General features: G+C 44.0%; 15 protein-coding genes. 10 read left to right on the top strand and 5 right to left on the bottom strand.

What is annotated here, in order from left to right; genetic code table 11:
* Nucleotide 1: 1 nt before the first annotated feature.
* From F9817_RS18750 to F9817_RS18740, 3 genes are all read right to left on the bottom strand, one after another.
* Nucleotides 2-1159: an efflux RND transporter periplasmic adaptor subunit gene (locus tag F9817_RS18750; RefSeq protein ID WP_161157702.1), complete on the bottom strand. Its 1158-nt coding sequence runs from the start codon at nt 1157-1159 to the stop codon at nt 2-4.
* 575 nt (nt 1160-1734) lie between these two features.
* A complete protein-coding gene (gene gorA, locus F9817_RS18745) occupies nt 1735-3090 on the bottom strand; it encodes a glutathione-disulfide reductase (protein WP_161157701.1) in 1356 nt (451 codons plus the stop codon).
* Nucleotides 3091-3243: 153 nt separating this feature from the next.
* Complete coding sequence (locus F9817_RS18740; protein ID WP_161157700.1) at nt 3244-4083, bottom strand: 23S rRNA (adenine(2030)-N(6))-methyltransferase RlmJ; 840 nt, start codon at nt 4081-4083, stop codon at nt 3244-3246.
* Between the two features lie 226 nt (nt 4084-4309).
* Here F9817_RS18740 and prlC point away from each other — a divergent pair, with 226 nt between their 5' ends.
* From prlC to uvrD, 3 genes are all read left to right on the top strand, one after another.
* Nucleotides 4310-6352 (top strand): oligopeptidase A, encoded by a 2043-nt coding sequence (prlC, locus tag F9817_RS18735; protein WP_161157699.1) that lies wholly within the window; start codon nt 4310-4312, stop codon nt 6350-6352.
* A gap of 405 nt (nt 6353-6757) precedes the next feature.
* Nucleotides 6758-6898, top strand: a complete 141-nt coding sequence (locus F9817_RS18730; RefSeq protein WP_161157698.1) for a hypothetical protein — start codon at nt 6758-6760, stop codon at nt 6896-6898.
* A 165-nt stretch (nt 6899-7063) separates the two neighbouring features.
* Entirely contained in the window at nt 7064-9238 is a 2175-nt protein-coding gene (uvrD, locus tag F9817_RS18725; RefSeq protein ID WP_161157697.1) for a DNA helicase II, read from the top strand.
* 783 nt (nt 9239-10021) lie between these two features.
* Here the strand turns inward: uvrD and ggt are convergent.
* Nucleotides 10022-11773: a gamma-glutamyltransferase gene (gene ggt / locus F9817_RS18720; RefSeq protein ID WP_161157696.1), complete on the bottom strand. Its 1752-nt coding sequence runs from the start codon at nt 11771-11773 to the stop codon at nt 10022-10024.
* Between the two features lie 317 nt (nt 11774-12090).
* On the opposite strand from ggt, the gene recQ reads away from it, so the two are divergent.
* The 3 genes from recQ (at nt 12091) to F9817_RS18705 (ending at nt 16398) form a co-directional block, all read left to right on the top strand.
* Entirely contained in the window at nt 12091-13926 is a 1836-nt protein-coding gene (recQ, locus tag F9817_RS18715) for an ATP-dependent DNA helicase RecQ (RefSeq protein ID WP_161157695.1), read from the top strand.
* The gene (locus tag F9817_RS18710; RefSeq protein ID WP_161157694.1) at nt 13919-14230 is read left to right on the top strand and encodes a DUF3630 family protein; all 312 of its coding nucleotides are present in this window, start codon (nt 13919-13921) and stop codon (nt 14228-14230) included. The genes recQ and F9817_RS18710 overlap by 8 nt, the downstream gene beginning before the upstream one ends.
* Nucleotides 14231-14430: 200 nt before the next feature.
* Complete coding sequence (locus tag F9817_RS18705; protein WP_161157693.1) at nt 14431-16398, top strand: methyl-accepting chemotaxis protein; 1968 nt, start codon at nt 14431-14433, stop codon at nt 16396-16398.
* Nucleotides 16399-16476: 78 nt separating this feature from the next.
* Here F9817_RS18705 and F9817_RS18700 read toward each other — a convergent pair whose 3' ends face one another.
* Nucleotides 16477-18306 (bottom strand): ABC transporter ATP-binding protein, encoded by a 1830-nt coding sequence (locus tag F9817_RS18700; RefSeq protein ID WP_161157692.1) that lies wholly within the window; start codon nt 18304-18306, stop codon nt 16477-16479.
* A gap of 159 nt (nt 18307-18465) precedes the next feature.
* On the opposite strand from F9817_RS18700, the gene F9817_RS18695 reads away from it, so the two are divergent.
* The 4 genes from F9817_RS18695 to F9817_RS18680 all read left to right on the top strand — a co-directional run bounded on the left by F9817_RS18695 (nt 18466) and on the right by F9817_RS18680 (nt 24542).
* Nucleotides 18466-19251, top strand: a complete 786-nt coding sequence (locus F9817_RS18695) for an ABC transporter ATP-binding protein (RefSeq protein WP_161157691.1) — start codon at nt 18466-18468, stop codon at nt 19249-19251.
* Nucleotides 19242-20174: an ABC transporter substrate-binding protein gene (locus tag F9817_RS18690; protein ID WP_161157690.1), complete on the top strand. Its 933-nt coding sequence runs from the start codon at nt 19242-19244 to the stop codon at nt 20172-20174. The genes F9817_RS18695 and F9817_RS18690 overlap by 10 nt, the downstream gene beginning before the upstream one ends.
* Nucleotides 20171-22153, top strand: coding sequence for a Fe(3+)-hydroxamate ABC transporter permease FhuB (gene fhuB / locus F9817_RS18685; RefSeq protein ID WP_161157689.1), 1983 nt, complete (start codon nt 20171-20173; stop codon nt 22151-22153). Before F9817_RS18690 ends, fhuB begins: the two co-directional genes overlap by 4 nt.
* Nucleotides 22154-22352: 199 nt before the next feature.
* Nucleotides 22353-24542 carry a TonB-dependent receptor gene (locus F9817_RS18680; RefSeq protein WP_161157688.1) on the top strand — a complete coding sequence of 730 codons (2190 nt, stop codon included), beginning with the start codon at nt 22353-22355 and terminating at the stop codon, nt 24540-24542.
* The last annotated feature ends 140 nt before the right edge of the window (nt 24543-24682 follow it).

Genomic DNA, 24682 nt, shown 5'->3' with positions numbered 1-24682 from the left:
CCTATTTTTTGTCTACTTCTTTCGGTGCAACTAAGCTACCTGTCTGGATTTTTTGTAAACCAGTAACAACGACTTGATCGCCGTCCTTAAGGCCACTGGTTACTAACCAGTTTTGACCCATCACACGGTCAGCTTCGACAACACGGTCTTCAACTTTGTTATTGCTGTTGACGATATTGACGTGTGCACGACCTTGCGTGTCACGAGAAACTGCTGCTTGAGGAACCAAGAACGCTTTTGCTTTGTAATCTACTGGAACAGTTGCACGAACATATAATCCAGGTAACAGAGTGTCGTCAGGGTTTGGAAGTAGTGCACGAAGGTTTACAGTACCTGTTGACTCGTTAACAGAAACATCTGCAAATTGTAGGGTTGCTTTCTGGTCAACTTTGCTACCATCATCCAGTGTTAGTGTAATACCTGTTAACTTAGGATTTTTCGCATCATCACCGCCTTGTGCTTTAGCGCGTTGGCGAAGTTTTAGCACAGTGCTACTTGGCTGAGAAATATCAACGTAAAGTGGGTCAAGCTGTCTAATGGTTGCTAGGTAGTCAGATTGGTTTGCCGTTACCAAGGCACCTTCAGTCACGGTTGATTTACCGATACGACCAGAAATTGGCGCTTTGATTTTGGTGTAATCCAAATTAATTTGTGCTGTTTTTACAGCGGCTTTCGCAGCAAGAACAGAAGCTTGTGCCGCACGATAAGTGGCCATGGCGTCTTCATAATCTTGTTCACTGATAGCTCGGTTTTTTACCAAGCCAGCGTAACGATCTGCTTGCAGCTTAGATTTAACTAAGGTGGCTTGAGCAGAGGCTAAATCTGCTTTAGCACTTTCTAGGTTTGCTTCATAAGTTGCTGGGTCGATTTGGTAAAGAACATCGCCTTTCTCAACGTTACTACCTTCAACAAACAGACGTTTAATAATAATACCTTCAACTTGAGGACGTACTTCAGCAACGCGGTATGCGCTAGTGCGGCCTGGTAATTGATCGGTAATTTCAATTGGCTGAGAGTGAAGAACAACCGTGTCGACAGCAACTGCTTGAGGTTGTTGATTGGTGACGTTGTCTGAGGCTTCCTTCTGGCAGCCTGTCAATGCCAACGCTAAGCCTATGGCAATCATAGAATTGCGGTATCTAGGCAAGACTTTCGTCATAGTTTATCTCCTGATAACAATTATTTTGTGCTTACCACTGACGTGCTGCATTATCTATAGTTTCACAGCAAAAATGACAGACTAAGCACCTAAGTCTTTATAAACGTTAAGTTCGGTGAATAATGGTATTTGGATAGAATCATAAAATTCTAGTCTGGGGAGGGTTAATACAAGGTTAACACTCCGTGTTGACCGTTTTAAACTTGATCGCTGTGTATATTCCGTACGCTTAAAATCAGCATAACGGCTTAAGTATAGATAGCAAGGTTTTGTTAATGCTCATCTTCCTCTTTTATCACCATAAAACAATGGTCTTACGCAAAAAATAATCACTCGATTAGTAGTGTAAATAGGTGATTTTTGAAATGAATAGCAGAATTTTATTTATATAAAGCAAAGTGATAAATATTTTATACTGTATGAGTGGGCTATATGTTGAATATCAGCACGTGATTCTTTTATGAAATTTTTAAGGCGTAAAGGAATGAAAATATCAAGGAAGGATAAATTGACGAAAGAGATAAGAAAAAGCATGGCTAACCAGATAGCCATGCTTGAAATGTAAAGCTTTGTGCCTAACGCATTGTTACAAATTCTTCCGAACCTGTCGGGTGAATTGCTACCACAGAATCAAAATCTGCTTTGGTTGCGCCCATCTTCATTGCTACACCGAAACCTTGGATCATCTCATCCATAGTGAAACCAATGCCGTGTAGACCAACTACTTTTTCTTCAGGGCCCGCACAAACTAGCTTCATCTTACAAGGTTGGCGGTGTTGAGTCACTGCGGTGTACATGGCGGTAAAGCCTGATTTGTACACTTTAACGTTTTCTTCACCGTATTGAGCGATAGCTTCAGGTTCAGTTAGACCAATGGTTCCGATTGGAGGGTGGCTAAATACCACGGTTGGTACCAGATCATAGTCCATCTTGGCATCTTTCTTACCATTGAATAGACGTTCTGATAGTTGACGACCTGCTTTTACCGCCACTGGGGTCAATTCAATACCGCCTTCCATGATATCGCCAACGCAGTAAATACCGTCAACGTTAGTGGTTTGGTATTCATCAACTTTAATGTAGCCGCGTTCGTTAGTCGCTACACCTGTTGCTGCTAAATTGATCGCATCTGTTGCTGGGTGACGACCGATCGCCCAAATTAGTTGATCGACGTTTTGGCTGTTGCCGTTATCAAAGTGAACGGTAAGGCTACCATCGGCTTCTTTGATCACTTCTTTTGGCACGCTGTGCGTATGAAGTTTTGGACCTTCTGCTTCCATGACTTCAACCAAGGTTTCGATAACCATAGGATCGAATGAACGCAGTGGGGATTCTTTACGGCAGAATAGATGTGTTTCTGTACCAAGTGCATTGAGCACACCAGCAATTTCTACAGCGATGTAACCAGCACCAATAACAGCAACACGTTTTGGCTGTTCTTTCAGTTCGAAGAAGCCATTGGAATCAATGCCGTACTCCGCGCCTGGGATGTTTGGAATGGTTGGACGGCCACCCACTGCGATAAGAATATGATCTGCGGTGTAATGTTCGCCATTTACTTCTACCGTTTTGGCATCTACAAATTTTGCAAAGCCACGGATAACTTCCACTTTGTTATTACCCAATACGCGGTCGTAAGATTGGTGAATTCGACCAATATACGCTTGGCGGCTTTCAACAAGCTTGCCCCAATCAAATTTTTTGATGTCAACATCAAAGCCGTAGTCGGCTGCGTAGAGGTTCATTGCTTCTGCAACTTGCGCTCCATGCCACATTACTTTCTTTGGAACACAACCAACGTTGACACAAGTGCCGCCAAGATCTTTGGTTTCAATCAGCGCGACTTTGGCGCCGTACATGGCTGCACGGTTAGCTGAAGCGATACCGCCACTGCCACCACCGATACAGATATAATCAAAATGCGTTGCCATTACTTTCTCCATTTTTAGTCACTCCGATACTCGGTTGAGAACGAGTTCAATGTCGTGAGCGCCATTTCATTGTTAACCTAATGAGATTGGGATCGAATTACCGAACTCAAGTTTTCTTACCGCTTTTTCGTTTCTGCTATTTGTTATGCCTGATTATTCAGGAACAATCCAGTCTACCTTAAAGTGGCCTGTTGCTGGTGCAATCGCTTGTTGCAGAAATGGAAGAACAACTTTCATCTGGCTCTCTAATTTCCACGGCGGGTTAATCACGATCATGCCAGAGGCAGTCATGCCTCGTTCATTGGTATCGGGAGATACACCCAGTTCTATTTGTAAAATTTTACGAATACCTAAAGCTTCTAATCCTTCGATCATATCTTCGATATCGCAGCGATTGACCACAGGATACCAAATAGCGTAAATGCCTGTTGCCCAACGTTTGTAACTTTGTGCGATAGCATTCACTACGTCACGATATTCGTGAGCTAACTCATAAGGTGGATCGATTAAAACTAATCCACGACGCTCTTGGGGCGGTAAGCTGGCTTTTAAGCGAGCAAAACCATCTTCTTTAAAGATTTTTACTTGTCGATCGCGATGGAACTCTTGTTCTAAAAGTGGGTAGTCACTCGGGTGTAATTCCGTTAACACCATGCGATCTTGTGGACGTAAGTGAGTACGTGCTACGCGAGGAGAGCCTGGGTAGTAACGCAGTTCGCCATCGTTATTGAGTTCGCGGATTGCATCGAGGTAACTTTGAATGTCTTCTGGAATATTATTTTGCTGCCATAAGCGCGCAATACCTTGTTTGTATTCGCCTGTTTTTTCTGACCATTCATGGGTGAGATCGTAACGGCCAACACCTGAATGCGTATCATGATAAACGAAAGGTTTCTCTTTCTGTTGTAACGAAGACAAGATCAAGCTTTGTACGATGTGCTTAACGACATCGGCATGGTTGCCAGCGTGGAAGCTGTGACGATAACTTAGCAAATTATTCTCTCAAAACCCGGTTCGGGCGATCATCAGTAGATAAAATATAAACATGATTATATACGTTAACGTTCGGCTTTTGGAGAGTCATGCAGGAGAGCTTCGAGTATCAATTGTGAACTTATCGTAAGCATCACTATTGAAAATTACTTAATCTACCTATATTTAACTAATTGTCTCGGTCGAAATTTAGCGACCCACCGTTTTACTGAAAAAGGAACGTCATATGTCTAATCCACTTCTTACTTTTACGGATTTGCCACCGTTCTCAGCGATTAAACCGGAACATGTTAAGCCGGCTGTTGAGAAAGCAATTGAAGATTGTCGGACACAAATTGAAGCTGTTCTTAAAGAGAATACTCAGCCTACTTGGGACAACGTGATAGCGCCGATCGAAGAAGTGGATGATCGCCTAAGCCGTATTTGGTCACCTGTGAGTCATATGAACTCAGTGATGAATAGCGAAGAGCTGCGTGAAGCTTATGAAAGCTGTTTACCTTTATTATCAGAATATGGCACTTGGGTTGGTCAACACAAAGGTCTGTTCCAAGCCTATAAAGCGATTAAAGCGAGTGCTGAATTTGCGGGTTACACTCAGGCACAAAAGAAAACCATCACAAATGCACTACGTGATTTTGAACTGTCTGGTATTGGTCTGCCTGTTGCAGAGCAAAAACGTTATGGTGAAATCAGCAAACGCCTTTCTGAGCTAGGTTCGAAATTCTCTAACAATGTACTGGATGCCACCATGGGGTGGAGCAAACAGGTTACCGACGAAAAAGAACTGTCTGGTATGCCAGAGTCTGCATTAGCAGCGGCGAAGGCTGCATCTGAAGCAAAAGGCATCGACGGTTATCTATTAACACTGGATATTCCTTCGTATTTACCTGTTATGACTTATTGTGATAACCAAGCACTACGTAAAGAACTTTACGAAGCGTATGTGACTCGAGCTTCAGATCGTGGCCCGAATGCGGGTAAATGGGATAACACTGAAGTGATGGCGGAAGAGCTAAAACTACGTCATGAAATTGCACGTATGCTTGGTTTTAACTCTTATAGTGAAAAATCACTAGCGACCAAAATGGCTGAATCGCCAGAACAGGTACTGAAATTCCTTAACGACTTAGCGGTGAAAGTGAAGCCTCAAGGTGAACGCGAAGTTGAAGAGCTACGCCAATTCGCTGAACAAGAGTTTGGTGTTACCGAGCTGCAGTTATGGGACATCGCTTATTACAGTGAAAAACAGAAACAGCACCTATTCCAAATCTCTGATGAAGAGCTGCGTCCTTACTTCCCTGAAGACAAAGTTGTTAATGGTCTATTTGAAGTCCTAAACCGCGTGTTTGGTATGAAGGTTGTTGAGCGTACAGGCGTCGAAACTTGGCATGAATCGGTCCGTTTCTTCGATATCTTTGATAGCAACGAGCAACTGCGCGGTAGTTTCTATCTTGATTTATACGCCCGTGAACATAAACGTGGTGGCGCATGGATGGATGAATGCCGTGTGCGACGCATTACCAAAGATGGCGAGCTGCAGACTCCAGTTGCTTACCTAACGTGTAACTTCAACCGTCCTGTTGGTGATAAGCCTGCGTTATTTACCCACGATGAAGTTGTGACGCTCTTCCATGAGACGGGGCATGGTATTCACCATATGCTGACTCAAGTTGGCGTTGGCTCTGTATCGGGTATTAATGGTGTACCTTGGGATGCGGTTGAGCTGCCAAGTCAGTTCTTAGAAAACTGGTGCTGGGAAGAAGAGGCGCTTGCGTTTATTTCTGGTCACTACGAAACGGGTGAGCCGCTACCAAAAGAGATGTTAGATAAGATGCTCGCTGCGAAAAACTTCCAGTCTGCGATGTTTATCTTGCGTCAGCTTGAATTTGGTTTGTTTGATTTCACTCTGCACACCAATTACGACCCAGAAGTGGGACCTCGTGTATTGGAAACGCTAGCGGAAGTGAAACAGAAAGTCGCGGTTCTACCAAGCTTAGAATGGAATCGTTTCTCACATGGCTTTAGTCATATCTTTGCTGGTGGCTATAGCGCAGGTTACTACAGCTATTTATGGGCTGAAGTTCTTTCTTCGGATGCGTATTCACGCTTTGAAGAAGACGGTATTTTCAATGCAGAAACTGGTCAAAGTTTCTTGAATAACATTCTTGAAATGGGTGGTAGCGAAGAGCCTATGGAGCTATTCAAACGCTTCCGAGGTCGTGAGCCAAAAATTGATGCGCTTCTGCGTCATGCTGGAATTGCTGCATAAGCTAATTCTTATTAAATCAGCCTCGCATTTGCGAGGCTGTTTTGTTTTTGGCGCAAAGAAATGGAGCGTTGCAGCCTTGATTTTTATTCAAGCAGAGTAAATTTCTGTAAATGTTATTAGCCAGCTTTTAGCGTCAATGCCTTCAACTCGATGAGAATTTTAGAAAAATTCCCATCTTAAAATAAGAAACACTGTTCAAAATAATTTTATTTTAATTCTTTGTTTACCAAAGCTATTTTGTTACATCACAAGATGAATTTCAGAGGGGTAGGTGCTGGGCTGTCTCGAATGTTGGCACCAGTTTCACCACTTGTTAGGCGATTTTCTCCACGTTTTTGCTGGGTTTTCCTTCGTGAATTTTGCTGTAAAATCGTTCAGCAAGATGAATTGTTTAGGAGTCATCATATGAAAACTTTAATGAAAGGTTTGCTTGTGCTAGCAGTGGTTGCAGGTATGTCTGGTTGTATTCCAATGCCAGGAATGCATGGTGGCCCACATTTCGGTAATGTTATGCCAACCAATCAACCGACTGATCTGCCATCTTAAGTTGAATAAAAATTTTTCCGCATCAGCCCCTCTCGCTGATGTGGAATGTTTCCTTTCTCGCAAATTCCCTTCTCTTGAAAAAGAAATTGCCTACAACACGAGCATCTTGGTGCCATTTAGGGTTATACTCTTTGCCATTATGTATAAATAACCAGTAGCTTAACCATGATTGATCCCTCTCTTTTACTCGACGGTTTAAACGACAAACAACGTGAAGCTGTAGCCGCTCCACTCGAAAACCTTCTCGTACTGGCGGGGGCAGGTAGTGGTAAAACGCGGGTGCTGGTGCACCGTATTGCTTGGTTACTCTCTGTTGAGCAGGCGTCACCATTTTCCATCATGTCGGTGACCTTCACGAATAAAGCGGCAGCCGAGATGCGTGGCCGGATTGAAGAGCTAATGATGGGAAGTGCTTCAGGCATGTGGAATGGCACATTCCATGGTATTTGCCATCGCATTTTGCGCGCCCATTATCTTGATGCCAAATTACCTGAAGATTTTCAGATTATTGATTCAGAAGACCAACAGCGTCTATTGCGTCGTTTAATTAAAGCGCAGAACTTAGATGAGAAACAGTGGCAACCTCGTCAGGTATCTTGGTGGATCAATGGTAAAAAAGATGAAGGATTACGTCCTTCTCATATTGATGCTTACCATGATCCTGTGACGCAAACCTATTTGCAGATTTATAGTGCTTATCAAGAGGCGTGTGATCGTGCAGGTTTGGTCGATTTTGCCGAAATATTACTGCGTGCATTAGAGCTGCTGCGTGATAACAAGTTTATCCGAGAACATTATCAAGCTCGCTTTAAACACATTCTGGTCGATGAATTCCAAGATACCAACAATATCCAATATGCATGGCTGCGTATGATGGCTGGCGCTGACACTCATGTCATGATTGTCGGCGATGATGACCAATCCATTTACGGTTGGCGTGGTGCTAAAGTTGAAAATATTGAGAAATTCACCTTAGAGTTTCCAAGCGTTAATACTATTCGTCTTGAACAGAACTACCGTTCAACAAAAACGATTTTGGAAGCATCGAACACCTTGATCTCAAATAATACTGAGCGAATGGGTAAAGAGTTGTGGACTGATGGTAGCGAAGGCGAACCTATTTCGGTGTATTCAGCTTATAACGAATTAGATGAAGCGCGTTTTGTCGTCAATAAAATTAAAGATTGGCAAGACAAAGGTGGGGCACTCACCGACAGTGCTATTTTGTATCGTAATAACGCCCAGTCTCGCGTGCTGGAAGAAGCCTTGCTACAAAGTAATCTGCCATATCGTATTTATGGTGGGATGCGATTCTTCGAACGCCAAGAAGTGAAAGATGCCTTGTGTTATCTCCGTTTAATGGCTAACCGTCACAATGATGCATCGTTCGAGCGTGTGGTGAATACACCAACGCGCGGGTTGGGTGAAAAAACCTTAGAAACGATTCGTTTTGCGGCTCGTGATCGCGGTTGTACTTTATGGGAAGCCAGTGTTGCTCTTCTTGAAGAGAAAGTACTTGCTGGCCGGGCAGCAACGGCTTTAAGCCGTTTCGTAGAACTAATTAATGCGCTGGAAGATGATACGGCTGAGTTACCACTTTTCGAACAAACCAACCATGTGATTCATGCATCAGGCTTGTACACTATGTATGAGCAAGAGAAAGGTGAAAAATCCAAAGCTCGTTTAGAAAACTTAGAAGAGTTGGTCACAGCAACTCGCCAATATGAAAAGCCTAAAGAAGCTGAGGAAATGACGTTGTTAAACGCATTTTTGACTCATGCAGCTTTAGAGGCCGGTGAAGGTCAAGCCGACGAGTTTGATGATGCAGTGCAATTAATGACGTTGCACAGTGCAAAAGGTCTAGAATTCCCGCTTGTATTTATGGTTGGTGTTGAAGAAGGCATGTTCCCAAGTCAAATGTCAGCTGAAGAAGCAGGGCGTTTAGAAGAAGAACGTCGCTTGTGCTATGTGGGTATGACTCGGGCGATGGAAAAGCTCTATATCACGTATGCAGAAATGCGTCGTTTGTACGGGCAAGACAAATACCATAAACCATCGCGCTTTATTCGTGAGATGCCAGAGAACTGCCTAGATGAAGTGCGCATGAAAGCACAGGTGAGTCGACCTGCTTCTAGTGGTCGTTTCAGTCAAACGGTGGTGAAAGAAAGTTTTAACGAGACAGGCTTTACTCTAGGTGCTCGCGTGAAACATCCTAAGTTTGGTGAAGGCACTATCATTAACTTTGAAGGCAGTGGTGCTCAGAGCCGAGTACAAGTCGCGTTTAATGGCGAAGGGATTAAATGGCTAGTTACCGCTTATGCGAAGTTAGAAAAAATGTAGTCAGACGTTTTAAGTAAGAGAGCGCCTTAAACCTCAGTATGCATCAGCGACTGGGGTTTTTTATTGGGTGACTATTTTATAGAGGGAAAGCAGATTATTGTGCGTTTTGGTCAGTGCATTGCAGGGATAGTACTGACGGAAAATGATAGCGTGACTAAAAAGAAAAACCCCGAGGGCAAAAGCCCATCGGGGTCATAGTCTTACTCGCAGCAATCCAGCTACTAATAGGTGCTCCCTGCATCTATTCCTTGATAAGTGTGCTGAATCCTTCAGCTTAATCCGTTCGTCGCCTTCCTAGCGGTGTCCTTGACCTATCCTGGTCCACTAACTATCCTAGTTAGCTCTCATCACTTGTTCCTTGAGCGGTGTCCCTGACATCATCCTGATGTTAAGTCCTTACCTCATCCAGAGGTGTTTCCATTGTCATTCCCTTGTAGCTACCATCCTAGTAACTAATCGAGTCCGTTCAATGTCCACTTCGCTATCCTTGCCGATTACTCATCCTAAGTAATCGATTCTTCATCCTGAAGATAACCAAATCCGTGGTTTTTCCAATCCGTGTCAGCATCCTGTCGACAAGATTCATCATACTGATTTACCCCTAACGAGCAATGGCAGATCGAGATATTATCCCTAGTGAAATCGAATACAAATGATGTTTTTTATTTAAAAACAACAAGTTAATATTTTTAATGGTATTTAATCCCACGTAAAAAGAGAGTTTTCCTCACGTCCTTGTGAGAGATCTCTTACAAATTGATCGGGCGATCTGCCATGTAAGGCTTATTCGCCTATCGCAACCCCTTCACGGCGAGGATCGGCAGCGCCTTCTAAACCGTGATCAGTGACACGTATTGCGTGTAAACCTGAGTTAAGATCTTGCACTTTGACTTGATAACCCATTTTCTGTAAACGGGTCGTCAATGTTTCTGCACCTGTGCCTTTCTCTAACTCCATTGGGCCAAATCGATTGAGAATGTGAGGCAAGCTGACGGCTTGTTGAATATCCATTCCCCATGCAAGGTGAGCAATGATGGCCTCTGCTACATAACCAATAATTCGGCTACCACCTGGTGAACCGATCGCCAAGTACGGTTGTTTATCATGCAAGACAATCATTGGGGACATAGAAGAACGAGGACGTTTACCTGGCTCAACTCGGTTTGCAACTGGCTTACCGTCGACTTGAGAGCGGAATGAGAAGTCTGTGAGTTCATTATTTAAAATAAAGCCATGCACCATTAGACGCGAGCCAAATACATTTTCGACGGAAGTAGTCATCGAGATCACGTTACCTTCGCGGTCGACAATATTGAAATGACTAGTACAAGGCAGTTCTATTGACTCATCAGGACTACGCACTTGGGCATGTTGCCAAATTGGTGTGCCAGCTGAAGCGTCTTTAAGAGGTTTGCCTGGATGGATAAGAGCAGCACGCTGTTTAATGTAATCCTTATTCAATAAGCCTTGTTTTGGCATTGGTACAAAATCTTCATCTGCGATGTACATACCACGGTCAGCAAACGCGAGGCGTGATGCATCGCCAATGACTTGCCATGACTTAGCACTATTGGGGCCCCATTTGGGCAGATCAAAATATTGAGTCATCCCCACTATTTGTCCAACAGTCATGCCACCTGAAGTAGGAGGTCCCATGCCACAGATATCGTAGCTGTTATAACCGGTACAGACGGGCTCGCGTTCTTTCACCTGATAAGTATCGAAATCTTTTTGGCTTAAGACTCCCGGATTTCCCTTAGCAGTTTGAACATGTTCAACAATGTCTTTGGCTATTTGTCCATGATAAAACGCATCGGCGCCACCTTCAGAAATGGCGGTTAATGTGGCTGCGTACTCTGGGTTTTTTAATAAAGTACCGACGGTTTTCGGTGAGCCATCAGCATTAAAAAAGTAATGGCGGGTGTCAGGATAGCGACTCAGCTTTTCTTGATCTCCCGCGATAAGTTTGGCTAAGCGAGGACTGATTTTAAAGCCTTCTTGAGCGACTTTGATCACTGGCGCGACTAATTGTTTCCATGGGAGTTTTCCGTATTTCTCATGGGTGGTCCAAAGCAGTTTTACGACACCAGGAGTCCCAACAGATCGACCACCTACGACAGCATCATAAAAAGAGAGTGGCTCTCCTTTTTCGTTTTGAAATAGAGTGGGTTTAGCATCAAGTGGAGCCGTTTCTCGTCCATCAAAGGAAGTGAGTTTTTTGTGTTTTGCATCCCAATAGACCATGAATGCACCACCACCAATGCCAGATGACTGAGGTTCAACTAACCCTAACATCAATTGCATCGAAACCATGGCATCTACGGCATTACCACCTTCACGTAATATTTGGGCACCGACTTGCGATGCGTGTGGGTTTGCTGCTGTAACCATCCAGTGCTGAGATGTCACTAACGATTTATCTTCAACTCCGGTACTTTTTTCTGGTGCAAATGCATCAGCGGCTTGTCCAGCGGCATAAGTGCTTGAGGTCAGGGCTAGCCCGGAAAGGGCGAGCCACTTAATCATCCACTGCATATAATTCATCTCCTTGTTTTTAATCACGTTTGAGAGTGACAGCACCTGAGATAAAGATCTAGAGCCAGAATGATAATTATTCGTTCTGGTTCATATTTATTCTGAATGTGAGTGATGGCACTAATACATTCATTAAGATTTACATGGGGATTGATGGTAAAAAATGGAGTGGCCAACCACAATTAACGGGTGTTATTGGGGGATAGATCGAAACCGCGACGAATTTGCGGTTTTATTCACCATCGAACCCCACTACAATACCGAGTCTTATTTTTTATCATTAGTGTGTACGCCTTAGGCTTACAACAGAGATCTTCATGACTGCTACCTTATCCTCCGAACAATCCGACTCTTCACCAACACCGGCTTCTGTTTTACGTGATGTCTTTGGCTATCAAAGTTTCCGTGACGGGCAGGCAGAGGTGATTGATGCGGCGGTAAATGGACGAGATAGTTTAGTTATTATGCCCACGGGTGGTGGGAAGTCTCTCTGTTATCAAATTCCAGCGTTAGTGCACGATGGTATTACCTTGGTTATTTCGCCGCTGATTTCTTTGATGAAAGACCAAGTCGATCAACTTAAGGCAAATGGCGTTGCGGCTGAGTGTGTCAACTCGACAATGTCTCGTGAAGCCCTGATGTCAGTCTATCAGCGCATTCATGCAGGTCACCTCAAGTTATTGTACGTGTCTCCAGAACGTGTTCTGACCAATGATTTCATTGAGCGTTTAGAGACAATGAATCTCTCTTTGATCGCGGTTGATGAAGCCCACTGTATTTCTCAGTGGGGACATGATTTTCGACCTGAATATGCAGCATTAGGCCAGTTAAAGCGTCAGTTTGCGCATGTACCTGTGATGGCATTAACGGCTACTGCTGATGAAGCCACCCGCAGTGATATTCTGGCTCGTTTAAGCCTGAACGACCCTCATGTTTATCTGGGCAGTTTTGATCGCCCAAACATCCGTTATACCTTAATGGAAAAGCATAAGCCGGTCTCACAAGTGATTCGCTATTTGGCTACGCAGAAGGGGCAGTGTGGCATCATTTATTGTGGCAGTCGCAAGAAAGTCGAAATGCTGACTGAAAAACTGTGCAATAACCACATTCGTGCCGCTGGGTATCATGCTGGGATGGAAACGGATGAGCGTGCCTGGGTACAAGAGGCATTTCAACGAGACGATGTTCAGGTTGTTGTCGCTACCGTTGCCTTTGGTATGGGGATTAACAAACCCAATGTGCGCTTTGTTGTACACTTTGATATTCCTCGTAACATCGAATCTTATTACCAAGAAACAGGCCGCGCTGGGCGTGATGGCTTACCTGCAGAAGCTGTTATGCTGTACGATCCAGCAGATATGACTTGGCTGCGTCGTATGTTAGATGAAAAGCCAGATGGGCCGCAAAAGCAGGTTGAAACTCATAAATTAAATGCGATGAGCAGTTTCGCGGAAGCGCAGACTTGCCGTCGTCAGGTACTGTTGAATTATTTTGGAGAATACCGCGAAGAGCCGTGTGGTAACTGTGATGTTTGCCTAGACCCACCCAAGCGTTTTAACGCCACAGAAGAGGCTCGTAAAGCGCTTTCTTGCGTATATCGAGTGAACCAGAATTATGGCATCGGCTATGTGGTTGAAGTGTTACGAGGTATGCAAAATATCCGTATTCGTGAAAATGGCCACGACAAAATCTCTACCTATGGGTTAGGACGTGATCATAGCCATGACTATTGGGTGAGTATTTTTCGCCAGTTAATCCATAAAGGTTTGCTACACCAAAATATTACTCGGAACTCAACATTACAGCTAACCGAAGAAGCTCGCCCGGTTTTGCGTGGTGATGTGGAACTTGAACTGGCTGTTCCACGTTTAGATACTGCCGCTCGATCAGCGAAAGCAGATAAATTATCGAGTAAAAATTACGATAAGCCGTTATTTGCTAAGCTACGTAAGCTAAGAAAAGCCATTGCCGATGAAGATGGATTGCCACCTTATGTGGTATTTAGTGATGCAACCTTGATTGAAATGGCTGAGATGTTGCCAACGTCATACGGTGAAATGCTGGCGGTCAATGGCGTCGGCCAGCGTAAATTGGACAAATACGCAGATCCATTCCTTGATTTAATTCAGGAGCATTTGACTCATCATGGCTAATTGGAGTGTCAGAGATTATCAACCCGATTCCGGCAAACTGGTGTTAGCCGCGCCACGATTTGAGTTTGATGATTTTGAATCAATTGCGGAACAATTACTCTCGATATTATCGGCGCAAGTGGTTGAAAAACAGAGTCACGCGGATTTACATATTTGGTTAATTGACTTTGAAGGTTGCCGTTTGCTACTTAAAGCGGAGTATTACAGCGAAGCCGTTTGGCTTGAAACGTTATCTGCTCATGAAGGACAAGAAGAGCTACAGTTCATTACCCAATTTATTACTCAAATCACTTCCAATCATTGATGGCGATTCCACAAAATTCCTTTTTCTCGCATTTTTCGTGATTTTCTTCAAATTTTGGACTTAATTACTTTAACGAATTCTAAAATAAACATGGACATTTATTAATCACATTGTGTTTAATGGAACTAATCCCACACTTAATTGAGTGGAATGAGCATCTAAATTCATAGAAGTTTGTCTTCTTGGCAAAGGAGTATGCCATGCTTATACGTCAAAAGTTGTATTTGGGCAGTGCCACCTTATTTATTGCAGCATTAGCTGTGTTATACGCTGTCGTGCATTTTCAAGTTACCCCTCTTATTCAAAAGCAAGCCATCCAAAAAGCACAACTACAAGCACAAGTTATTGCTGATAATTTATCTGAGAACCTCACGGAAAATGCCACGTTGACACGTAGCATGGCGGCACTCGCACAAAGCTTGCCTCTTGATCGCCAGATGATTGAGCAGCATGTTGCCTCGTTAGTGAAAAGTGGTAGCGGGATCGCTGGTGGTGGTATCTGGCCTGAACCAAATAAATTGGATACCAATAAAGCCAAAGACTCGCTATTTTGGGCGAAAACAAGTTCCGGTGATTTTTCTTTGCTAGATGATTACAACGCGGCAGATGCTGCTCCTTATCAGCAAGAAGCATGGTATACCTCGGCAAAAGCGGCTAAGCCAGGGCAGTGTGTTTGGTCTGAAGTGTATGTTGACCCTGTTTCCAATGTTCAGATGGTCACCTGTTCTGTAAAAATAGAGCGTGATGGTGCCTTTTGGGGGGTGGCGACAATAGACGTAGAGCTCTCAGGGATTGAGAAACGTTTAATTACAGAACATGAGCAGAATGGTAGTTATGGGCTATTGGTTGACCAAGCTCAACAGTTAATCGGTATGCCGTTATTGCGTTCAAACGATTTAGCGATGAAAACGTTGCAGCAAATTCAGCAACAAGATAACTCCCTTACACCTCTAGTCGCGGCATTGATGAATAAGCAGCAATCGGTAACAGAGCTACCGAAAGGTGTCGTTCCTGATGAATCTGCATTATTAGTACACAGTGAGCTCTCTAAACAGGGATGGGTTGTGGGTGTGATTGTTCCTGATAGTGTAGCTCTAGCTGCGGTGAACAGTTTGCAAATCACACTGTATATTGCCTTTATTGTCTTGCTGATTGTCTTTGTCGGCGTATTGCTATTTTCTGGTAGTAAGTTAGTTGGGCAAATTAAGCTCATTACCCAAAAAGTGACACAAATTACGTCCGGCAATACGACTGATAAGTTGGTCATTACAACGCGCGATGAAGTTGGGGAACTGTGCGAAGCGATTAATGATTACGGCGACCATCTCGTCGCTATTTTGCAAGAAGTACATCGCGAAGCAAAAGTGGTTCAACAAAATTCAAGTGCTTTAGATACGTTAAGCCAAGAAAGCCAGCAGCGTGCGAGCGGTTTGATGGAAGAGAACACGGCATTAGCTACAGCGATCAACCAAATGTCCGCGACGGCCTCCACTATTTCTCAAGACGTTACGGCAGTAGCGGAAGTCACTGGTGAATCGACGGCGATGGTACAAAGTGGTTTCACCTTGATTGAGCAAAGTACTCAGTCGATCAGTGAAATGTTTGAAAAGCTGACCCTATCTGTTGACAGTGTGGAGCAGTTGTCGAAAAATTCTCAAGAGGTTGGTCAGATCCTCGATGTCATCATGGGGATCTCCGAACAAACGAACTTACTGGCATTAAATGCGGCCATTGAGGCGGCTCGTGCTGGTGAAAGTGGTCGTGGGTTTGCAGTTGTGGCTGACGAAGTAAGAACACTAGCGAGTCGTACACAACAATCCGCATCGGAAATTGAAGCAATGATCGCACAGCTACAAAATACGGCAAAAGAGAGTGTTGCGATTTTAACTGCTTGCCAAGCTGATTCACAAAAAGTAAATGACAGTGCTTCTCATACCTTTGAACAGTATGAACGTATGGTAGATATTTTTGCTGATATAGAGCAGCGCTGCGCGCAAATCGCAGTTGCCACCGAAGAGCAGGTGAGTGTTACCGATAATGTTGCGGAAATGGCGGTCCGTATTCGTGATATTACTGATCAAAATGCGAAGGATGCGGATGAGTTCCGTCGCGTGAGTCAAGATACTCGCGAGCAAGCTGATCGCTTGTATCAAATTAGCCAAAAATAGATCGATGAGCTCTAAAATAGAAACGCCCCACCGTTCATTTGAACGGAGGGGCGTTTTAATATTCACCCGTTATAAACGTTAAATATCACCAATAAAACCACCTGTTTGATGGTTCCATAGCTGAGCATAGGCCCCATTTTTAGCGAGCAGTTCTTGGTGTGAACCTTGCTCGATAATTTGGCCTTCATCCATAACAATCAATCGATCCATTGCTGCGATGGTTGATAGGCGGTGTGCTATCGCGATAACGGTTTTGTTTTCCATCAGTTTTTCTAGGTTATCTTGAATTGCGGCTTCCACTTCTGAATCGAGTGCGGATGTTGCTTCATCCATGATAAGTATCGGGGCATTTTTTAAGAGAACGCGGGCAATTGCGATACGTTGGCGCTGACCACCTGATAATTTGACGCCACGTTCACCCACTTGAACGTCATATCCGTTATTACCCATCTCGTCTTTTAGCTCTTCGATAAAGTGGTGTGCTTGCGCTTGTTTCGCCGCTTCAATCACTTGTTCTTGGCTGGCGGTTGGGTCGCCATACAAAATATTGTCGCGAATTGAACGATGCAATAGCGAGGTATCTTGTGTAATGAGGCCAATTTGTTGGCGGAGTGACTCTTGCGTTACTAGCGAAATATCTTGGTCATCAATACGAATGTTACCTGCTTGAATGTCGTAAAAACGCAGCAGTAAATTCACTAAGGTTGATTTACCCGCACCTGAACGGCCTACAATACCGACTTTTTCTCCAGGTTTTAATTGCAGATCGAGCTGCTCAAAAACGGATTTTCTATCCGTGTAGCGAAAATCAATATGGTTAAAATGAATAGCCCCTTGTTTCACAACCAAAGGTTTTGCATCCGCACTGTCGACGATTTCAATATCGTTGGAAATGGTGTTCATGCTATCAATAACTGTCCCGATACTTTCAAACAGAGCTCGAACTTCCCACATAATCCATTTCGACATGCCTTGTAGGCGCAACGCAATACTGATAACAATTGCGATGACACCAACGGTGACGGATTCGCTCAGCCACAGCTCGATAGATAAGGCTGCAACAGTAAATAACAGTAGATAGTTAATGATATCAACACTGTATAGCAATGCGGTTAAAGTACGCATTTGGCGATATACCGTCTGTAAGAACTGCTTCATGCCAGATTCTGCGTAATCTTTTTCGCGTGATGCGTGCGAAAACAGTTTAACGGTGGTGATGTTGGTGTAGGTATCGACAATGCGACCAGTCATATTCGATTGGGCATTGGCTTGAGCGGTTGAGATTTCTTTTAGGCGCGGCAAAAAGTAAACTTGAATCAATGCATAAATCACCATCCACACCAAAATTGGAATCACTAATACTTTGTCTGCTTGACCAATCATCACCAGCATCGAAATCAGGTAGACAATGATGTACACCGAAAGGTCGACTAATTTCATGACTGTCTCTCGTACGGCATTCGCGCTTTGCATGACTTTTGTCGCGACTCGTCCTGCGTAATCACGTTGGAAGAAGCCAATACTTTGTTTGAGCAAATAGCGGTGAACAAGCCAGCGAATCGACATTGGGTAATTTCCCAATATGGTCTGATGCAATAGCATTGAGTGAAAAAATGCGAGTATCGGCATCGCCACTAGTACCAATAGAGCCATCATACCTAATTGGTGACCATGTTCAGCCCAAAAGTGTTGTCGATTGGCACTGCTAAGAATATCGACAATATCCCCCATATAGCGAACCAGCATGACTTCTGCAATGGCCACACACGCACTGAGAATTGACATCATTAACAGTGGTTTTTCAAAGCCACGCGTGTAGTAACGGCAAAAGCCAACGAGGGTGTGTGGCGGCTTTTGAGGATCCTCATTTGGGAATGCCTCGGTGAGGTTTTCAAACCATTGGAACATGTGTGAGACCTTTGTTCTGTATCAAGTACAGGAGAAGTATTGGGTAGCCGACTTTCCATAATGAGAATAATCGGTAAAATAGCGAATTCCGTATAGTAATGATAATTAAAATGGTTCTCAATCTTCCTGTGGGTGAATGAGGGCAAAGAGGAGCAATCGATGTTTACGTTATCGAACGTAGAAATGGTGCGAGGCGGCAGAACAATTTTGTCGGTGGATGAATTAACCATCCCCACTGATAAGTTGACCATCGTACTCGGTCATAATGGTTCAGGTAAATCGACGTTGATGAGCTTACTCTCTGGTCAACAAGATCCCGATAAGGGGTTAGTGCAATTAAATGATCAGGATATCAGCCGTTTCGATACCAAAGCGTTAGCTAAGCAGGTGGCTTTTTTGCCGCAAAAACTGCCTGCGAGTGCGGGTCTTACTGTAAGAGAATTGGTTCGTTTAGGTCGCTTCCCGTGGCGTGGCGCATTAGGCCGCTGGCGTAAAGAAGACGCGACCATTATTGATGATGCAATGGAAAAAACCGGTGTGACACCTTTTGCTGATGCGCTGGTGGATGAGTTATCTGGTGGTGAACGTCAGCGTGCGTGGGTAGCAATGCTATTAGCCCAAGAATCGCCAGTTTTAATTTTGGATGAACCGACGTCTGCACTTGATATTCAGCATCAATACCAACTCATGGCACTATTAGCGGAATTAAATCAGCAACAAGGATGTGGTGTGATTGTTATTTTGCATGATCTTAATCTTGCGTTACGTTATGCCACTCATATTGTTGCTCTTAAACAAGGTCACATTGCCTTTTCTGGACCAGCGACGGAACTTGACGATGAGCAGCGCTTATCTTCTCTTTACCAAACGCCAATTAAATTGATTGACCACCCTCACCCTAATCATGACTCGACGACGAATAAGGTGGCTATCGTATGCGCTTAATGTTTTCCCGCTCTCGAATTTTCTTACTTCTTTTGAGTTCTTTTTTTCTTACTGCAACGGCTTTAGCAAAACCCATTACGGTCACCGATAGTCTCGGCCAACATACCTTAGCAAGCGTTCCCCAAAGAGCCGCGGTGTTAGATTGGAACCTGCTGGAGCAGGTGATTGAACTAGGTGTGACACCAGTGACAGCAACGGATGTGGATTCTTATAAAGAGTGGGTAGTTAAACCAGCTATTCCGTCGTCAACTCAAAATGTAGGGACTCGTGGAGAGCCTAATTTAGAGAAAATTGCTGCGTTAAAACCAGATGTGATCTTAATTACTAAATCGCAGAAGGCATTAATGCCGAGGTTAAAAGAGATTGCGCCAGTACTGTATTACACCAACTTCTCAAAAGACGTGAATCAGGGTGAAGTGGCTATTCAAGAATTTAAACAATTGGCACATGTGTTTGGTAAAGAAGAGGTTGCCAAGAAAAAATTAGCACAGATGCAGGCTCATTTTACTCAATTAAAAGCAAAATTACAGCAACATTTCGGGCAAACATTGCCTAGTGTTGTGACCATGCGGTTTGCGAGTACCACATCAACGTATATCTACACCAAAAATTCGATGGCGGATTATGTGCTCCATCAACTTGGTTTAAAACAGGCCATCGAGCTACCGCCTAGCCAATGGGGTATTACGCAAAAACCGATTTCTTCTTTGCAGCACATTACGCAAGGTTATGTGCTGTACATTTTGCCATTCGCTCAAGAAAAAGAGCTGCAACACTCTATTTTGTGGCGTGCAATGCCGTTTGTGCGTAATCACCATATTCACTCAGTGCCTTCGGTATGGAGTTACGGTGGCGCCATGTCATTGATGTTTACTGCAGAAGCCTTTACCAACAGCTTGTTAGAGGTAGCACCACAGTCATGACATGGAAAACATTAGTCGTAGGTTGTGCGCTGGTTGTTATCGCTATTTTTGCCAGCTTGCAAATTAATCAAGCATTACCTGTGAGCCACCAATGGCACTTGGTGTTTCATCCTCTAGGCGCCGAATCGTTTAACGATTTTAACTTTGTTTATGCCCAATTGCCTCGGGCTGTTATTACGTTATTGATTGGCGCCATGCTTGGGTTAGTGGGCAGCTTGATGCAGCAGCTTACTCAAAATACCCTGACATCTCCTTTGACTCTGGGCACTTCTTCTGGTGCGTGGCTGGCGCTCATTATTATTAATATTTGGTGGCCGGATGCTGCGAAAGATTATAACGCAGTGGCCGCTATGGTCGGTTCTTTAGTCGCATTTGGTTTGATTCTACTTATTGCAGGTATGGAAAACATGACTGGGTTGCCAATGGTAATCTCTGGCATGGTGATCAATATTCTGCTCGGGGCCATTGCCAGTGCCATTATTTTGTTGCATCAAAACTATGCGCAAAATGTGTTTATGTGGGGCGCGGGTGATCTCGCGCAAAACGGTTGGGACTGGATTCAATGGTTATGGCCACGACTATTACCTACATTGCTACTGATTATCTTTGCGCCGAGAATTTTAACCTTACTGCGTTTAGGCCATCAGGGGGCTGAAGCGCGTGGTTTGGCTGTGATACCCGCGTTTTTTACCTTAATGATTATTGGTATTTGGTTAGTCTCTGCCGCGATTACAGCTGTCGGCCTAATCGGCTTCATTGGTTTGTTAACACCCAATATTGTGCGAGCCATGGGGGCGAGGACACCTAAGATGGAACTGTTTGCCAGTTTGATTTTTGGGGCTCTGCTACTTTTGATAACCGATATCTTAGCTCAATTGATCAGTCTGTGGTTAGGACAAGTCGTTCCTAGTGGTGTAACTGCGGCAGCGATAGGGGCGCCTGCTTTGATTTGGTTTAGCCGCCGGCAGCTTAAAGCTCAAGATGGGATGGCTGTTCAATTGCCTGAGTCATTACAGCATGTCAGTTGGCGTTTGGTTGGTTTGTTTACTGGTGTGTTTATTCTAGGCTTGTGTTGCTACTTTATGTTGCAGCCGAGTGATCAAGCTTGGCAGTGGAGTCTTCCTTCTCATTACCAATGGGCTCTGCGTTGGCCTCGCGCTCTGACGGCTATTGGTGCTGGGCTTGGATTAGCTCTAGCGGGAACGGTTTTACAACGTATGATCTATAACCCGTTAGCGAGTCCAGATATTTTAGGGGTCTCTTCGGGGGCTACATTTGCTTTAGTTGTTTCGAGCTTGTTCTTTGGTCAATCGTTAATGTCGATGCAATGGGGAACAGCATTGATTGGCAGCTTAGCGGTATTGGTGGTGCTGCTCGTATTAGGGCGTCGACATCAATATGCACCTTCTAGCGTTATTTTAACCGGTATAGCGATGTCGGCTTTATTGCAGGCTTTTGTACAGTTTTGTTTGGCAAAAGGAAATCAAGATAGCTACGAAATTTTACAGTGGTTGGCGGGTTCGACTTATCGTGTTACTGGCAACCAAGCGCTACTGTTAATTGGATTAATCGCTGCAATGTTGCTGGCAAGTTTAGCCGCTTCACGTGGGTTAACCTTGTTATCTATTAGCCGTGAGTTTGCTCAGGCTCGTGGCTTAAATACCTCATTAATGTCGCTGTTACTGCTTTCTCTTGTTGCTGCATTATGTGCGGTAGTGACTGCAACCATGGGGCCTGTATCGTTTGTTGGTCTAGTTGCGCCACACTTGGCACGGATGTTGGGGGCTCAACAAACAAAACCGCAACTGTTACTTGGAGGATTAATCGGTGCCACGGCTATGTTGTGGTCTGATTGGCTGGGGCAAGTAGTGTTGTATCCAAACCAAGTGGCTGCTGGGACATTAGTGGCTATTATTGGTGCGATCTACTTTTTAGGTTTGCTTATTTTTAATCGAATTAGGCAGCGGTTGGCTTTTTAATACTCCCTTCCTAAATACGAGGAGAAAGCTTAAGCGTCTCCTTGTATTTCATGTATTTCTCATTTTTATCCTATTGATATTACTAACCTATTCAACCGGTTCATTATTGAAAACAGTTTTCATTAAACATAATATAAGTGCTAATAAAAACAATTCTTATTAACAATTAATTTACTCATATTCTATAGCAGGGGTTATCATGTCTACGTTTCGTCTTTCCCGTGTAGGGTTAAGTGTGTTTGCTGCACTTACTCTAGGCACCACTTCCGTCGCTTGGTCAGCGGATTCCACAACCGATTCAACGAAATCTGCCGATACAAACAAAACTGAAGTGATTACTGTCCATGGTTCTCAAGTTGATCTCGGTGGTGAATACGAAGGTGGTCAAGTTGCCCGTGCTAGCCGAGCAGGTTTGCTCGGTAACGTAGATATGATGGATGCACCATTTTCATCAACTAGTTACACCTCAAAATTGATTGCGGATCAGCAAGCGAAAAGTGTGGCGGATGTGTTGCAAAACGATCCAACAGTTCGAGTTGCTAAAGGGTTTGGTAACTTCCAAGAGCTTTACATGATTCGCGGATTTAACGTGTATTCTGATGACATGACCCTAAATGGAGTTTATGGCATCTTGCCTAGACAGTATGTTGCTGCAGAAATGATTGAACGTGCGGAAGTCTTTCGTGGTGCGAACTCGTTTCTAAACGGTGCGGCTCCTGGTGGCAGTGCGATTGGTGGTTTGGTGAATATTGTACCTAAACGCGCAGGCAGTGAACCGCTTAATCGTGTAACACTTGGTACTCAATCTGGTGGCCAAGGTTATGCCGCAATGGATTGGAGTCGCCGTTTTGGTGATAATCAATCAGATGGTTTACGCATTAATGTTGTTGGCCGTAATGGCGAGGATGGCATTGATAATGAAGATACTCAATTAGGTGCAATGACCATTGGGTGGGATCATCAAGGTGATAAGCTACGTTTGTCTGCCGATTTAGGTTACCAAGATCATCATATTGATAGCCCTCGCCCAAGTGTGACGCCTAGCAGCAGCGCTCCGTCTGCTCCTGATGCTTCTAGCAACTATGCTCAAGATTGGACTTACACTGATGAAAAACAACTATTTGGTGTTGTTCGTGGTGAATACGATTTTTCTGATGATACCTCGGCGTGGTTAGCGGTTGGTGGTCGTCATGGTAAAGAGCACAATTTATTAGCAAACCCATCTTCCGATAGCGATGGCAATCTATCTATCTATGCCTATGAGAACGTACGTGAAGATAATATTATTTCAGCAGATACCGGCGTACGTCATGAGTTTGAGACAGGCAGCATCGGTCACAGTGTCGTTCTTTCTGCTTCTGCTTATCATGCGGCTCTTGGTAACGCTTATACTATGACAGGGTATTCAGATGCAGGTACTCTTTATGATTACTCCCAAGTTGGTCAAGATACGGATATTACCTATAGCGGTGGTGACTTAGACGATCCTAAGGTGACGGAACGTGATAACTATTCAAGCTTAGCGTTAGCGGACACGATATCCATGTTTGAGGATCAAGTGAAAGTGACTCTAGGTGGACGCTATCAGCGTATTGATGTGATCAGCTATGGGTATGACGGTAAAGATGGCGATCGCTACGCGAAAAATGCAGTAACACCATTCACTGGCGTTGTTTATCAACCAACTCTAGATTGGACTTTATATGCTAACTATGCAGAAGCTTTATTACCCGGTGATACAGCGTCTGCGACCAATAATGGTTCCTCGGTAACAAATGCTGGTGAGGTAATGTCTCCACTGCGTTCTAAGCAATATGAGATGGGCGCGAAATACGACAATGGTCATTTCGGTGGTACGGTGAGCGTGTTCCAAATTAGCAAACCAAGTTATCGTTACACCTCTGATAATACCTTTACCGATAACGGTGAACAACGCAACCGTGGTATTGAACTATCTGGTTTCGGTAAGGTTCTTGATCAAGTGAAAGTCTTGGGTGGTGTGACTCTTATCGATGCAGAGCTAGTGAAAACTGATGATGGTGAAGACGAAGGCAATACAGCAATCGGCGTGCCAAAAGTTACCGCTAACCTAAACCTAGAATGGGCGACTCCATTTGTTGATGGTTTGACGCTTGAAGGCCGCAGTGTTTACACTGGTTCACAATATATCGACGAAGATAACGATAATAAAATCCCATCGTGGGTTCGTTTTGACCTAGGTGCTCGCTATAAGATGATGGTTGATAAGAAACCACTTACGTTGCGTGCACGAGTAGAAAACGTTGCCGATAAAGATTACTGGGCTTCAACAGGTGGTTACCCTGGTAGTAACTACCTAGTACAAGGCGCACCTCGTACCTTTGTGGTATCAGCAAGCTACGACTTCTAAGCTTAAATCTTAAATACAATAGAAACCGGCCTTAAAGGCCGGTTTTTTCATTTATCAAATTTATGAAAAATAGAAATATCTAATAGATTAAAATTGGGAACGATCTCATAAAAGAGCGTAAATAAAAGTAATAATTGTGA

Origin of the sequence: Vibrio eleionomae (assembly GCF_009874545.1) — a bacterium.
Classification (GTDB): Bacteria; Pseudomonadota; Gammaproteobacteria; order Enterobacterales; family Vibrionaceae; genus Vibrio; species Vibrio nitrifigilis.
Note: the sequence above shows the minus strand (reverse complement) of the source record. Positions and strands in the feature narration are given on the sequence as shown.

Bases quoted from the DNA above. Each gene is read 5' to 3' on its own strand.
- F9817_RS18750 (WP_161157702.1), bottom strand. From the start codon at position 1,159: ATGACGAAAGTCTTGCCTAGATACCGCAATTCTATGATTGCCATAGGC.
- gorA (WP_161157701.1), bottom strand. From the start codon at position 3,090: ATGGCAACGCATTTTGATTATATCTGTATCGGTGGTGGCAGTGGCGGT.
- prlC (WP_161157699.1), top strand. From the start codon at position 4,310: ATGTCTAATCCACTTCTTACTTTTACGGATTTGCCACCGTTCTCAGCG.
- F9817_RS18730 (WP_161157698.1), top strand. From the start codon at position 6,758: ATGAAAACTTTAATGAAAGGTTTGCTTGTGCTAGCAGTGGTTGCAGGT.
- uvrD (WP_161157697.1), top strand. From the start codon at position 7,064: ATGATTGATCCCTCTCTTTTACTCGACGGTTTAAACGACAAACAACGT.
- ggt (WP_161157696.1), bottom strand. From the start codon at position 11,773: ATGCAGTGGATGATTAAGTGGCTCGCCCTTTCCGGGCTAGCCCTGACC.
- recQ (WP_161157695.1), top strand. From the start codon at position 12,091: ATGACTGCTACCTTATCCTCCGAACAATCCGACTCTTCACCAACACCG.
- F9817_RS18710 (WP_161157694.1), top strand. From the start codon at position 13,919: ATGGCTAATTGGAGTGTCAGAGATTATCAACCCGATTCCGGCAAACTG.
- F9817_RS18705 (WP_161157693.1), top strand. From the start codon at position 14,431: ATGCTTATACGTCAAAAGTTGTATTTGGGCAGTGCCACCTTATTTATT.
- F9817_RS18700 (WP_161157692.1), bottom strand. From the start codon at position 18,306: ATGTTCCAATGGTTTGAAAACCTCACCGAGGCATTCCCAAATGAGGAT.
- F9817_RS18695 (WP_161157691.1), top strand. From the start codon at position 18,466: ATGTTTACGTTATCGAACGTAGAAATGGTGCGAGGCGGCAGAACAATT.
- F9817_RS18690 (WP_161157690.1), top strand. From the start codon at position 19,242: ATGCGCTTAATGTTTTCCCGCTCTCGAATTTTCTTACTTCTTTTGAGT.
- fhuB (WP_161157689.1), top strand. From the start codon at position 20,171: ATGACATGGAAAACATTAGTCGTAGGTTGTGCGCTGGTTGTTATCGCT.
- F9817_RS18680 (WP_161157688.1), top strand. From the start codon at position 22,353: ATGTCTACGTTTCGTCTTTCCCGTGTAGGGTTAAGTGTGTTTGCTGCA.